We start from the raw sequence: 13,553 nt of genomic DNA, 5'->3' as shown, positions 1-13,553 counted from the left end.
TGCAAATTATTATTCGAGGCCAAAAATCCCTCGATCATGCAGGGCTGGGGAGAGGGGAGATGGCGGCGCCGAGGGCGGCTTGGAATCCGAGAACCGATTCGCCGGTGGGACGCGGACGCAGCCGGTATTTGCCCGGGCGGCCTGCCGCGATGCGGTGGCCACCCGGGTGATTCCCGAGGTCGTGTGCTGGTTACGCAGAACTACCCGAAGGGGTGGAAGTAATGATTTCCACCCCGAGATGGATTGGCCCGGTCCCTGCGGCGGTAACCGGAGGGGTGACGGCAGGCCGGCCCGGAGGGGGTTTCGGTTCGTCTTCGGGTGCGTAGCAGGGGAGCGGCGAGATCGAAGAAACCGCAGGGTTATTTCGATAGTTGACGTCCTGCTGGTGGGTCAGACTCGACCCACCAGGGCGAAGCCGGCATCGGTGACGGCGGAACGAATCTGGTCGTCCAGCAGGGGTTCGGCGGATTCGATCGTCACCTGGCCGGACTTCGCGTCGGCGGTGACGTTGGTGACGCCGTCCAACGCGGTCAACCCGGCAGTGACGGTGCGCTCGCAGTGGCCGCAGCTCATTCCTTCGACAGAGAAGACGGCAGTGGTGGACATGGGTACCTCCGTTGAACATGCGGGACTCGGCGGGCGGCCACTCAAGGCCGAAGAACGCCGTACAGCACAACGCACCCGAGCAGGGTGGGGCACTGGGACACGCCGGTGGATGACCCCAATGAGTGGTGTGCTGCATGGGATTTCGCCAGTGGCCGACGGCAGGTAGTGACGCCCGCGGGAGCGGTGCCGTGGTGCCGACGGGCAGGGTTCCGGTTGGAGTCGAACGGGTTGAAAGAATTTATTTCTTGAAATCATAAAAATCTCTCGCTACGGTCTGCCGCGTTGATACCGCCGGCACCCAACGGATGGCTGTCGGAACAATCAAGAGGGGGAGGCATGGTGGGAAAGACCGTGGCCACCGTCGAGGAGCAGCAGCCCGCGCTCGCATCGTTGGACGTTTCAGCCGGGCGATTCGCCGTATCCATCCTGTTGGGACTGGTGTCCGGGTTGGTGCTGCAGATCTGGACGGTGGCCTTCCTGGGACGACTGGGCCCGGAGGCGCTCTACGTCCGCTCGGTGTACACACCGGTCGGCTACCTCGTGCTCGCGGTGACCGAGGGGCTGGTGGTGGCCGCCCAGGTCTCTGCGGGCATTGCCGCACGGAGCGGAAGGGGGCGTGATTCGCTCAAGTCACTGCCGACGTTCTTCGCTGCTGGCGCCGGACTGCTGGTTCTGCAGACCGTCATGGCGACGGTGGCTTCGGGACCGGTCCTGACGGCGCTCGGGGTCGCTCCTGAGGCCCGGCACGAAGTACTGGTCTTCATCGTCGCCGTCGCTCTGACCGGGGTGGCCGGGTTGATTCCCTACCTGGGCGCGGGTGTTCTGCGCGGTCTGGGTCATGCCGGTTCGGCTGCGTGGCTGGGGGTGCTGTTCACTGTGCTGTCCATCGTTGGAACGATCGTGCTCCACGCGGTCACGGGGCTCGGTGTGCTGGCCGTGCCGATCGGCGGCCTGCCCGCCATCGTGATCGTCGGCGCGTCCGTAGCGGTCGTCCTCCGACGGGAGCAGGTGGCCTGGCCGAGGATGGCCATCGACCAGGGTGCGGTGCGTGAGCTCCTGGGCCTGGGAGCGCCGGTGGCGGGCACGTTCCTGTTGCTGTCCACCGTGACCTTCGGTTATCTGCGGGTGCTGCGCGAGGCCGGGCGGACCGAGGTCGCGGGGTTCGCCCTCGGGCAGATGGCCGTCGCGCTGCTGATGGTGATCGCCATGGCTGTCGGCTCCGGTACGGCCGTCGCGGTGACCTTGCGTCCGGGCGCGAACCGACGAGGCATCAACTACGCGGGCCTGGTCACGGCCCTACGGTTGTCGGTCCCTCCGTACTTCCTGCTCGGTGCGGCGGCGTTCCTGCTGCGGGAGCCGCTCGCCCGAGCGCTGACCACGGACCGGGCCGCTGCCGCTGTCGCAGCCGACTACTTCGCCTGGGTCGGCCCCACCCTGGTGCTCTTCGGGGGAACACTGGCACTGCTCAGCTATCTGGAGCAGATCGGCCGGGCGGGAGCGGCCTTCCTGCTGAACGTCGTGTACTTCACGGTGATGCTGGCCGCCGCGTTCCTCATACCCGGGCCCGTGGACGCCGGAGAACTGGCGAAGCTGATAGCCGCTGGCAACGTGCTCGGATTCGGCGGGCTCTGGTTCAGCGCACGCTTCCTGGTCCTGCGTCGATGACGGTTCGTAGCCGCTGACGGGCGCCCGATACCGAACAGGGCGCGCTGGTTTCCGAGTTGTCCAGTATCGCGTGACCTGCCGGACAGCCCAGGCGATCCTCGCTCACTCGGGCCGGCCAGTCGGTCTTCTTCAGTCTGATGGTACCGAGCCGTTGCCCGGGCCCGGCGTCGGGGACGACGAAGTGGCTGCTGTTGCAGGAGGTGCGCAGGCGGTGGGAGATGTCGGTGCACCAGGAAGCCGCGTGCTCGGCGGCGTACGGATCGGGGAGTGGCAGTAGTACCTGCGGCAGCTCACCCACTGGGTGTCGAAAAATGATTTCCACCGGGGACGAACCGGTGACCCGCTCCGGCGAATCCGAGGATCGACAGGGGGATCTCCAGTACCGTGGCAGTCTGCCAGCAGCCGCGAGGTCCGTGCAGCCGGGACCGCAGCGGTACTCGGGGGCGTGGCAGCCGACGAGCCGGTGCGGAGAGAGTGGGGACGATCGGCGTGGTGGACGGCGAGGGCATCTCGGCGGCGCGGGTCGACAACACGATGTCGGGCACCGTGCACGGCACCTCGATGCAGGTCGGCACCGTGCACGGAGGCATCACCTTCCACTACGCGACGGCTCCGACCCTGGGTACCAGGCCCGATCAGGTACCGAAGCCGCCCCGACGCTTCGTCAACCGTCGCGCCGATCTGGCCCGGTTGGACGGGCTGCTGGCCGAGGGAGCCAGCGCCGTGCTCAACGGCATGCCCGGCATCGGCAAGACCGCCACGATCTACCGTTGGGCGCACGACAACCAGCAGCACTTCCCGGACGGCCAGCTCTTCGTCGACTTCACCAAACTGCGTTCCGCAGCCGGTGCGGACCTGTCCGAGGCGCTCACGATGTGCCTGCGCGCCCTCGGCGTGCCCGATGAACAGATCGGCAGCGGAACAGCCGAACTGGAGAACACCTTCCGCAGCGTCTCCCGCGACCGGCGGCTGCTGGTGGTGCTCGACGAAGTCACCGAACCCGGCCACGTCCGCAGTCTGATCCCCAAGGGCGAAGGCAGCATCGTCCTGGCGACCTCCAACCGGCGGCTCGGCGAACTCGCCCTGCACGATGTCGAACTGGTCGAACTGGACGTCTTCGACCGGGCCGCCGCCAAGGAACTGCTCGGCGAGCTCTGCGGACGCGCAGCCGTCGAAGCGGATCCCGGCTCCGCCGACCGGCTCGCCGAACTCTGCGGCGGCCTTCCGATCGCGCTGCGCATCGTTGCCGCCCGCCTGCACAGCGACCGGCTCACGCTCGCACAGTTGGCCGACCAACTCGCCGACGAACGCCAACGCCTCGGGCGGCTCACGGTCCAGGGCCCCGACTCCACCGGCGTCTCCGCGACACTCAGCCTGGCGTACCGCGACCAGGCCGAACCCGCGGCACGGCTGTACCGCGTCCTGGGCGACCTGCCCGGAGTCAGCTTCGACTCCGGCGTTGTCGCGGCCGCGGCCGTCCTCGACGCAGGGACCAGTGCCAGGCTCCTGGCGGATCTGGCCGGCGCGCACCTCGTCCACCGCACCGACGACGGACGCTACCGGCTGCACAGCCTGGTCCGACTGCACGCCCAGGAGACGGCGCGGGAGGCCGATCCGCCGGAGGCCGAGCGACAGGTCGTCCAACGGGTGACCGCTCACTACCTGGCACTCGTCACACTCGCGGACCTGACCGTTCGGGCGGACCGGCTGCGCATCCTCGACGTCGGCGAGGCGTTGCAGCAGCCCGCCGACCGGCTCGACGTGCTCGTGGACCACTCGCCTTTCGCCGCCTCCGACACGCCGGACCGCGATGCGATCGAGTGGCTTGAGGCCGAGCGGCCGAACCTGATGGCTGTGCTGCGTGCGGCCGTTCGGTTCGGGTTCGATCGACAGGCGTGGCAACTCGCCGAAGCCCTGACCGTGTTGTTCCTCCACCACCGTCACCTCGCCGATTGGCGGGAGTCCCTGGCTCTCGGTGCGGACGCGGCCCACCGCGACCACCAGCCTGCGGCCGAAGCCCGGCTACGCAGCATGCTCTCCCGCCCGCTGCTGGACCTCCGCCAGGACGACCGCGCGCTCGCGGAACTGCAAACCGCGATCGACCTGGCCGACCGCTCGGGGCACCCGGTGCTGCCGGGCTCGGTGCGGGAATTCCTCGGGCGCTACTGGGACCGGCGGGATCCGGAACGGGCGGCCGCCGCCTACCGGGAGTCGCTGGAACTCAACGAGAGGGCCGGTGAGACGCGTGGCGCAGCCCTCGCTCGGTACTTCCTCGGGCGGGCGCTGCTGGTTGCGGCCGGCGGAGCGGCCGGGATGCCGGAGCGGGGGGTCGACGGCGCGCGGGCTGCCGAGGCGGAACGGGAACTGCGCGCCGTGCACGAGGAGTTCCTCGGCCTGACCGGAGCCGACGGGAAACCGGCGCCGGACCGGCGTATGGCGGCCAGGGCGCTGGCCGACCTGGGGCGCGCCCAAGCGCTGGCCGGTGCGACGGAGGAGGCCCGGACGACGCTGGGGCAGGCAGTCGGTGTGCTCAGGGAACAGCGGGCGTTCCACTACGAGGCGGAAGCGATCGAAGCCCTCGTGGAGCTGGTCGAAGACAGCGGCGAACAGCAACAACTGCTCGAACGCGCCCTGACCATCTACCGGGAGAACGGAAATCCGAAGGCAGTAGAGCTGCAGGCACGACTTGCGGGGTGAAACCCGCTCTCCGTCGCTCTCCGGATTTTCTCCAGGAAATCATGCTGCTGATGGACATTCGGGTCGACCGGATGGAACTCCAGAAATATCCACTTGGTTGGTTTGACGTGTGCTTCGCCCTTTTCGGGTGTGGGCTCAGTGCGGCTCGGGCACCTTTCGGATCGTCAGCTCGCGACAGTGCGAGCCCAGATCCAGCAGGAGGCCGCAGTGATCGAGCAGTTCAGGGTGGAGCTTGACGCGCAGCACCGTGTAGAGCGCGGCGGAAGCCTGACCCGGGGCCAGCGGTGCCCCGTCGGCGGAACGCACCGCGAACCGCGGCCCGCCCGCCAGATCGACCAGAGCGCCATCGGGCAGCGAAGCGGCGATCAGGAGAGAGGCGTAGTGGGCCCGGAGTTCGGTGATCCGGCGGTGGGCGGCGTCGAGCGAGGCGGACGGGCGCCGACAGACCAACACGGAGGCGCTGTCGGTGAGGTGCGTATCGGGTTCCTCGGTGTCGCTCGCAAGATGCCAGAAGGTCTGCTCCGACTCCTCATCCGGTTCACGTACGGCTGCCGGGTAGCGGCGCACCGATACAAGGAAAGGCGACGTATCAGCACCGGCAAACGTCGTCTCGACGTAGAAGGAGGTGGATACCTCGGCACCAGGCTGCGGTACGGGCGGAAAAGCCATCGGTCGGCCACCCGCCGCTGTCGGCGGGGCCAGTTCCAGCAGTTGGTACAGCAACTGGCGGAGCTTCGGAAAGGACGATCCCGGCTCCATGAACGCACACCTGGCGACAGCGGCGAGCAGATCGGGGCGGTGGCCCGAGAGCGCCGCATCGATCTGCGGGCGCAACGGAGCCGAGCGGTCGAGCAGCGGCACGGAGCGGTGGAGTGCGTGTCCGGCCGTCCCGGGGACCGCCTCCTCCCCGAAAGCGGCCAAGAGGACGGGTCTGCCGAGCGCAGCTCCGTAGAGCGTCACCGAACCGTGATCGCCGACCACCACATCGGCAGCAGTCAACGCCTGCTGCCAACCCGCCGTCGGGTCGATCAACAGCGCACCGGCGGCCAGCGCCGAACGCTGTGCCACCCGGATCTGCCAGGCTCCGTGGCCGGACCAGACATTCGGATGCAGTACCAGGACGAGCCGGTACTCGTCAGCCGGCAGCTCCGCCAGCAGCCGGGCGGGGAGATCGGGGTGACGGCCGATCAGCGAGCCAGGACCCCAGGTGGACGTCATGAAGACCAACCGTTGCCCGGGCTCGACCCCGAGCGAAGAGCGGTAGCGGTCTCGCCAGCGCAAGCCGGCGTGCAGACGGTCCAGGCACGGGTCGCCCGCCAGCACGGTCCGGCCCACGGTGGCCGGGTGAGCGGCGGCGAGTTGGCTCTCCTGATCGGGGTGCGACACGGCGAGCCAGGCCCGGCGTGCCGCCAGCAACCCTTCCGAGACCAGGCCGGAGAGCCGGGTACCCGACGACGCCGAATCCGGAACGAGCTTCTGGAAGCCGACACCATGTGGGAGGACGAGTACCGGGTAGTCGCCGGGTGGAACGCCGATGTTCTCGCTCGCGGAGACCATCAGATCAGGCTTCGCTTCAGAGAGTTGGGCCCACGGCAGAGTACGGCAGCGCAAGGAGCGGAGCAGTTCCGGAACGCCTTCGCCGAAGGCGGAGGTGGGATCGTGGGCGAATACGACCGCCAACCGGGGATCATTGCCCAGCAGATCGGGCAGGACTTCCAGAACGCGAACGAGGGAGGTCACCGTTCGGGCCGCGACCGCTACGGTGCGCTCGCTGTCGAAGGTCCGCCAGCGTGAGGCATCCGGGCCGACCGGTACGAGGATGCGCCTATCGAAGTCCACCGGACACCTCCGCCCCTGCGAGCGATGGTATCCGGTTCGCGGTTCGCGGTTCGCGGTTCGCGGTTCGCGGTTCGCGGTTCGCGGTTCGCGGTTCGCGGTTCGCGGTTCGCGGTTCGCGGTTCGCGGTTCGCGGCACTTTGTAGCGGATCGGAGGGGTTGAGACAAGGCACTCACCACCTGTTTCTCCGCATCTTTCGGGTTCCCTCTGAAGGCTACTGGAGTGCGGAAGGTGGTCCTGACGGAGCCGGCTGCAGACTGATGGCGGTTCAGCCGGTGGGGAAGACGATGGGCGGCGGTGGCGTGGGCCCCAGGAGAGGTTGGGAGACGGCGGAAGGACCGAGGGTGTGGGCGGCGCGTGCGGCCTCGGGGCGCGGACGGCTTCGCGGAGCAGCTGCCACGAGCTGAGGGTCGATGGTGAGGGCGGTGACGCCCAGCGGAGCGACCAGTGCGCGCAGCGCCGGTTCGGAGAACTCCGCCCAGGACTGGGCGGAGCCGAGGACGCGGGCCAGGAGGGTTTCGGAGGTGAAAGCGACAGCGGTCCGGTCGCCGAGTGCGGTGCGAAAGAGCTGAGCGGTGCAGCCCAGCGGATGGGGTCTGACCGGTACCAGGAGGAAGCCGGAAGGAACGCGTTTCGCAGGCTCCGGACCGGCGTCGTCGTGGCGCTGCTGCATGGGATGCCTCCGTGGTGGGTGGCGGGCGCAGAAAGGTGCCGGGCGGCCGCCCAGCGCCAGCACGTCATGGCATCGACGCTACGCCGGAAATCTTGGTGAGGTACCGCGCCCTGACGGCTTCTTGATCCCCGGATCATGGCGCGGTGGGGCTGCGGCGCCGAGGTCGGTAGGCATGTGTGGTGAGTGCCGGAAGACCGCAGTTCGGTTGGACGAGTCGGGATGCGGGGGGCGTCGGGACCTCTGCGGAACGAGCTGCGGTAGGTGGTAGCGGTAGCGTCCGAGTGCGCGGGGCGACGAAGAGGAGAGCGGGATGGCACAGGTACGAGTGGCGGCGGCTCAGTTCGAGTGCGTTGTGGGTGACGTGGTGGCCAATGTGCGGCAGATCGCGGAACTGGCGCAGGAGGCCCGGGCGGCTGGCAGCGCGGTGATGGTCTGCCCGGAGCTGGCTCTCACCGGATACGAACCCGGGCTGATCGGCCAGGACCGGACGCTGTGGACGGAGGCGGAGGACGCCCGCCTCGACCCGCTACGTGGCGCGGGGATCACGGTGGTGGTCAACGGAGCCGCGGCAGGGCCGGGAGGCCGGCCGCAGATCACCAGCACCGTGTACGCCCCGGACGGCTCCGTGGCGGCGGTGTACGCGAAGGAGCACCTGTACGAGAACGAGCGGGAGGTGTTCGAGCCGGGCAGCGGTGGCGGCCGCTTCTGGGCGGACGGCGTCGGCTACTCGCTGGCGACGTGCTTCGACAACCACTTCCCCGAGGTGTCCGGGCGGAACGCGGCCCAGGGTTGCCGGGTTCACCTGGCGAGCTCGCTGTACGGGACCGGGGGCGGGCGGGAGGAGCGGCGCACGGTCCACCCGGCGATAGCGAAGGCCACCGGGATGTACGTGGTGCTCGCGAACCACGTCGGTCCCGCCGGGCCGTGGACGGGCTGCGGAGGCAGTGCCGTGTGGGCGCCGGACGGGACCGTGGTGGCCGAGGCGGACGAGAGCGGGCCCCGGCTGCTGGTGGCCGACCTGGAGGTGGAGACGGGCGACTGAGGAGGGAGGGAACGGCGGAACCGGGAGAGGCGCGGCTCAGCGGTATTCGTCGTCGGGCACGCGGTCGGCCAGATCGTCGAGGACGGTGAACCGGACCGCCTCCCGCAGCGGCTCGTTCGGCTCGGCGTCGTCGAACTCGGCTTCGGTGTCCTCGTCCGGGTACACCAGGTGCACCGCGGCCTCTTCCGCGCTGGCGGCGCCGGCGTCCGGCCCGACATCGGTGCCCTCGGTGTCGATGCCGTCCTCGACCAGGCGGCCGGCCCGGGGCGAGGGGCCGTCGGCCCAGCGGTCGTCGACCGCCTCGGGACTGTCGTCGGGCTCCTCCTCCGACAGCAGCTGGTCCAGGGACTCGCCGCGCTCGGCCTCCTCGGGCGTGGTGCCGTACGCGGTGGCGCCGCGGTAGCCGTCCGGCGGGATCACCCCGGTGTCGAGCGGGTCGTCGTCCAGCCGGTCCGTGAGCAGGGAGTCGGCAGGTTCGAGAACGCCGTCGTCCTCGGCGGGTTCCGGGTCCTGGGCGTCCCAGTCGGTCATGACAGCACCTGTCCTCGTCACTCGGGGTGAGGTCACACGCAGTTTCTTCATGCTCGCCAGGGAGCCACCCCGCCCGCAACACGGCGCGGCGCCGAGGGCCTCGGAACACGGGTGGGACGGACGGCCTCCGGGGGCCCGGAGGAAGGAGGCGAAGCGGTTGTCGGTGGGCAAGGTGCCTGGTCGGGGGCTTGCGCTGGGCGCAGGCCGGTCGAAGAGGGGCGGACGGGCCGACGCGGTTCGTGGCGGTGTGGCGGGAATTTGTCGAGGCCATGTCGATAGGGGTGTCGCGGTGGAGGGGAGAAACATCAGGATCGGTGGGCGGGCGGAGGCGGTGAAGGGTTTTTGAGCGAGAGAGGAGGCGGGGATGAAGGGTTTCGGTAACGCGGAAGTCAGGCGAGGGGCACGGGTAGGCGGCGGAATGGCGGTCGGCGGCCGGGGCGTCAGGGCAGCGCGGCATGATGAGGCGCATGGAACGGACGTGCCCTCGCCGGTCGGTGCCGTCGGGTCGGGCGTGCGGATGGGATGGGCGGCGATGAGGCACGACGGCGGAGCACCGGGCTTCGTGGGACGGCGGCGCGAAGTGACGCGGCTGGTCCAGGCGCTGCGGGCCGCGCCGGCGGTGGTGCTGGTGGAGGGCGACGCCGGTATCGGCAAGTCCGCACTGGTCGGGCGGGCGCTGGCGGAGGGCGAGGTGCCGGGCGAGCGGGTGCTGACCGGCCGGTGCCATCCGGTGGCCGAACCGTCCCCCTACGGTCCGGTGCTGGACGCGCTGCGGCGGAGCCGCCCGGTGCTGGCCGGAGTCGCTGGAATGCCACCGAGCGCCGGGGCGCTCCGGACCTGGCTGCCGGACCTGGCCGACCTGCTACCGGAGAACACCGCAGGTGCGGGAGCCGACGAGCGGTACCGGCTGACTCAAGGCCTGCAGGCGCTGCTCGGGGCACTGGGCGAGGTGGTGCTGCTGGTCGAGGACGCGCAGTGGGCCGATCGGGCGACCAGGGAGCTGTTGCTGCTACTGGCCAGGGACCCGCACCCCGGTCTGTCGCTGGTGGTGACCTACCGGCCGGAAGAGCTGCCGGACGGGGCGCCCGTGCTGGGAACGGCCTACCGCTGTCCGCCCGAGGTTTCCGGCGGGCTGCTCAGGATCGAGCCCCTGGACGAGGCGGAAGTGCTGGAGCTGGCCCGCACCGTGCTCGGCACCGGCACCGGCACCGGCACCGGCACCGGCACCGGCACCAATGGCGCGGCCGGGCCCGCTGCTGCTCCAGCCTCCAGCGGCGGTGTTGCTGCTGGTACCGGCCTCGCCTCCGGTGCCGGCCCGGGCGTCGGGCCCGGCACCGTGCCTGCGGTGGCGCGTCTGCTGTACGAACGGTCCGGGGGACTCCCGGCCGCGGTCGTCGAGGACCTGGCGGCCCTGCAGGAGGACGGCCGGCAGACGGATCCCGTCGCGTTCCTGAGCGGGGCGGATCTGGCGCGTGGCCTGCGGGACGCGGTGGCCGAGCGGCTGGCAGGTCTCGACGCCGAGGCGCGTGCGGTGGTGGAGACGGTCGCCGTGCTGGAGGAGCCGGCCGGTGAGGGGCTGATCGCCGAGGTTTCCGCGCTGTCCGCCGAGCAGGTCTCCTCCGGGCTGGTGGAGGCGCTGCGGGCGGGTGTGCTGAGCGAGCCGGAACCTGCCAGGTACGCGTTCCGCTGGGAGCCCGCCCGGCAGGTGGCGTACCGGCGGATACCGGGTCCGACGCGCTCCGCGCTCCACCGCCGCGCCATCGACGCGCTGCGCACCGGGCGACCGCAGCCGCTCGCCCGGATCGCCGCGCACACCCGGGCCCTCGGCGACCGGGACGCCTGGCAACAGGCCGCCGAAGCGGCCGCCGACCAGGCGGTGGAGCAGGGCGACACCGCGGTGGCCGGGCCGCTGCTGCGCGCGCTGCTCGCCGAGGCCGACCTCGCGCCCGAGCGCCGGGGACGGGCCGCCCGGGCACTGTCCGGGCTCGCCGCGAACGCCGCCTACGACGCGGCCAGCACCGAGGTGCTGGCCGACATCATCGCCGACCCCCGGCTGCCGGTCGCGGACCGGGGCGAAGTCCGGCTGACCCTGGGCCTGCGGGTGGCCGTCCAGGGCGGCGACCGGGCCGGCTTCGCGCTGATCGAACAGGCCGCCGACGAGCTCATCGCCGAACGCCCGGCCCGCGCCGCCCGGGCCCTGGTCGCGCTCGCCATGAACGAACGCGACGGCGCGGGCGCGGCCGTCCGTGAGCGGATGGCCAAGGCCGCCGCAGCCCTGGAGAGCGAACCCGACGAGGAGGTCGCCGCCGCCTACCGCGCCACCAGGCTCACCTTCCAGGCCCGCGAGGGCGACCCCGAGCTGTGGCCCGAGCTCGACCGGCTGCCCCGCGACGCCTCAAACCCCGAACTCGTCCGGCAGACCACCAGGGCCCTGTTCAACGTCGGCGACATCGCCATGGAGACCGGCCACGACCAGCGGGCCGGACGGCTGCTCGCCGAGAGCCGCGCCCTGGCCCGGCAGGCCGCGATCTCCTACCTGGAGTGCTACAGCCGGATCGCCCTGCTGCGCCTCGACGGCCTGGCCGGGCGGTGGCAGGGCCTGGAGGAGCGGTTCGAGGCCATCGGCACCGAGTACCCGGACGTGGCGATGGCCCGGGTCGAACGCGCGATGCTGTTCGGTCGGATGGCCGCTTCGCGGGGGCGGTTGGCGGTCGCGCGGGCCGAGTTCGAGTCCGCCGCCAGGTACGGGGAGCGGGAGTCGCAGGTCACCACGGCGATCAGGGCCGCCGCCGGGCTGGGGGCGGTGGAGCTGGTGGAACGCGGTGCGGAGGCGGCCGCTGCGGTGCTGGCACCGGCCGTGGCCATGCTGCGCCAGGCGGGGGCGTGGGCCCGGGCCGGGGAACTGCTGCCGATCGCCGTGGAGGCCGTACGGGGTGCCGACGACGAGGGCGCGGCCAGGCACCTCACCGAGGAGGCGGCGGAGGCGATCGACGGGGCGGACGCGCCCGCCGCGCACGCGGGGCTGGCCCTGGCCCGGGGCGTCCTGCTGGAGGGGACGGACTCGTGCGGTGCGATCGAGTCCTACCGCGAGGCGCGGGACGCCTGGCGGGGCATCGGACGCCCCTACGAGGTCGCCAAGGCCGAAGAGCGGCTGGCCCGGGCACTCGCCGACCGCGACCCGCAGACGGCGGCCGAGCGGCTGGCCGCTGCCGAAGCCACCTACACCACCCTCGGCGCGGCCTCCGACGCGGCCCGCTGCCAGCACGTCCGACGGGACCTGGGTCTGGGGCGGATGGCCTCGCCCGGGCGGCGCGGCTACGGCGAGGCGCTCTCGCCACGTGAGCGGCAGGTCGCCGAGCTGGTCGGGCAGGGAGTCAGCAACCAGGACATCGCCCAGGCCCTGTTCCTGTCGCCGAGGACGGTCGAGCACCATGTGGCCAGCGTGCTGAGGAAGTTGGGCGTGGGGCGGAAGGACGTGGCGGAGGCGTTGGCGGAGACCGGGAGCTGAGGGAGAAGAGGGTAGGGACAGGAGTGGTGACGGGAGGTCAGTGGTGGAGGGTGGCGCGGGCACCGGTGGTGTCGATGCGGGCGCCGCGGCGGTGGCGGAGGGCCGGGTGGGTGTGGGCGGTGGTGGTGGCTGCGGTGAGTGCTTCCGTGCAGGTGGGGGCACGGACGGCGAAGGTCTGTTCGCCGCGGGTGCCGGTGGGGCTGGTGGTGGGCATGGTGACCAGCCAGAGCGGGAGGTCGGCCGCCGAACGGAACCGTGAGGTCGGGAGGGTGAGGGAGGCGGTGAGAGTCATGGTGGTCGCCGGAGTCAGGGGCGGGGGTGGTGGGGGAGGCGGGCGAGTCGGGAGAGGGTGGCGCGGCGAGTCTGGCGTTCGACGGTGCCGCGGCGCCGGGGGGACGCGGGCTGGTCGGCGAGGACGGTGAAGTGCTCGCTGGCGTACAGGCGGAAGCGTTCGCGGCGGGTCATCCGGACCTCCGGGGCGAGAGTGGGAGGGAACGGCTACCAGCTAAGCGGGAGTTGAGCGCGGTGATCAATGCGTAGTGGTACCCATCGCGGTGGGCGAACGGTGGGTAGTGGCCGGGAATGGGCGGGGGATACCCAGGGTTCGGGACGGAGGTTGGGTAGGGGATACGCATTGTTCGGGCCGGGAGGGCGGGGCTTTGCTTGGAGTGTTCCCGATGACGGCTGCCCGCCGGCCCCCGGCCGCCCAGGAGGTTTCGATGACCCGCCGTGAACTCTTCCGACGTTACGCCGCCGAGCACTTCACCGCCCCGGACGTGCCGGCCGCCGACCGGGCCCGCTGCCGGGGGACGGTGGAGCGGCAGACCAGCCGTGCCCGGCTGGCCTCGCTGGCGCGGATCACCCCCAGGTACCCGCTGCCGGAGGCGGTCGACGGGGGGAGGGCCGGAGGCGGGACGGCCGAGGGGACCGGGGCCGTGCGGATTCCGGCGCAGCGGTCGTGCGGCGACCGTCCGGGCGGGGCGGACGACTGAGC

Annotated in this window: 11 protein-coding genes; 5 read left to right on the top strand and 6 right to left on the bottom strand. The window is 71.2% G+C overall.

From position 1 onward, the window contains the following. Positions 1-390: 390 nt before the first annotated feature. A complete protein-coding gene (locus IH44_RS0120970; protein WP_030461187.1) occupies positions 391-606 on the bottom strand; it encodes a heavy-metal-associated domain-containing protein in 216 nt (71 codons plus the stop codon). Between the two features lie 351 nt (positions 607-957). On the opposite strand from IH44_RS0120970, the gene IH44_RS0120965 reads away from it, so the two are divergent. Beyond that, the gene (locus IH44_RS0120965; protein WP_157852413.1) at positions 958-2,271 is read left to right on the top strand and encodes an MATE family efflux transporter; all 1,314 of its coding nucleotides are present in this window, start codon (positions 958-960) and stop codon (positions 2,269-2,271) included. Positions 2,272-2,763: 492 nt separating this feature from the next. Continuing rightward, a complete protein-coding gene (locus IH44_RS0120960; RefSeq protein WP_232795026.1) occupies positions 2,764-4,968 on the top strand; it encodes an NB-ARC domain-containing protein in 2,205 nt (734 codons plus the stop codon). Between the two features lie 135 nt (positions 4,969-5,103). On the opposite strand, the gene IH44_RS0120955 is transcribed toward IH44_RS0120960, so the two are convergent. Continuing rightward, complete coding sequence (locus IH44_RS0120955; RefSeq protein WP_035955831.1) at positions 5,104-6,807, bottom strand: hypothetical protein; 1,704 nt, start codon at positions 6,805-6,807, stop codon at positions 5,104-5,106. A 266-nt stretch (positions 6,808-7,073) separates the two neighbouring features. Continuing rightward, positions 7,074-7,478 carry an SAV_915 family protein gene (locus IH44_RS0120950; RefSeq protein WP_051817127.1) on the bottom strand — a complete coding sequence of 135 codons (405 nt, stop codon included), beginning with the start codon at positions 7,476-7,478 and terminating at the stop codon, positions 7,074-7,076. 310 nt (positions 7,479-7,788) lie between these two features. Here IH44_RS0120950 and IH44_RS0120945 point away from each other — a divergent pair, with 310 nt between their 5' ends. Continuing rightward, positions 7,789-8,520, top strand: coding sequence for a carbon-nitrogen hydrolase family protein (locus IH44_RS0120945; protein ID WP_030461182.1), 732 nt, complete (start codon positions 7,789-7,791; stop codon positions 8,518-8,520). Positions 8,521-8,556: 36 nt separating this feature from the next. Here the strand turns inward: IH44_RS0120945 and IH44_RS0120940 are convergent, their stop codons facing one another. Continuing rightward, on the bottom strand, positions 8,557-9,051 hold the full coding sequence (locus IH44_RS0120940; RefSeq protein WP_063759655.1) for a DUF5709 domain-containing protein: 495 nt from the start codon (positions 9,049-9,051) through the stop codon (positions 8,557-8,559). Positions 9,052-9,415: 364 nt separating this feature from the next. Between IH44_RS0120940 and IH44_RS49145 the strand changes: the two genes are divergently transcribed. Beyond that, positions 9,416-12,559, top strand: coding sequence for a LuxR family transcriptional regulator (locus tag IH44_RS49145; protein ID WP_081967016.1), 3,144 nt, complete (start codon positions 9,416-9,418; stop codon positions 12,557-12,559). A 37-nt stretch (positions 12,560-12,596) separates the two neighbouring features. On the opposite strand, the gene IH44_RS0120930 is transcribed toward IH44_RS49145, so the two are convergent. Further along, the gene (locus tag IH44_RS0120930; protein ID WP_030461179.1) at positions 12,597-12,851 is read right to left on the bottom strand and encodes a hypothetical protein; all 255 of its coding nucleotides are present in this window, start codon (positions 12,849-12,851) and stop codon (positions 12,597-12,599) included. A 14-nt stretch (positions 12,852-12,865) separates the two neighbouring features. Next, a complete protein-coding gene (locus IH44_RS46590) occupies positions 12,866-13,024 on the bottom strand; it encodes a hypothetical protein (protein WP_157852411.1) in 159 nt (52 codons plus the stop codon). A 254-nt stretch (positions 13,025-13,278) separates the two neighbouring features. Between IH44_RS46590 and IH44_RS0120920 the strand changes: the two genes are divergently transcribed. Then, positions 13,279-13,551 carry a hypothetical protein gene (locus IH44_RS0120920; RefSeq protein ID WP_030461178.1) on the top strand — a complete coding sequence of 91 codons (273 nt, stop codon included), beginning with the start codon at positions 13,279-13,281 and terminating at the stop codon, positions 13,549-13,551. Positions 13,552-13,553 lie beyond the last annotated feature (2 nt).

The organism is Kitasatospora sp. NRRL B-11411 (genome assembly GCF_000721345.1).
Classification (GTDB): Bacteria; Actinomycetota; Actinomycetes; order Streptomycetales; family Streptomycetaceae; genus Kitasatospora; species Kitasatospora cineracea.
The sequence above is the reverse complement of the archived record's forward strand: the minus strand, read 5'-3'. Positions and strand labels throughout refer to the sequence as shown.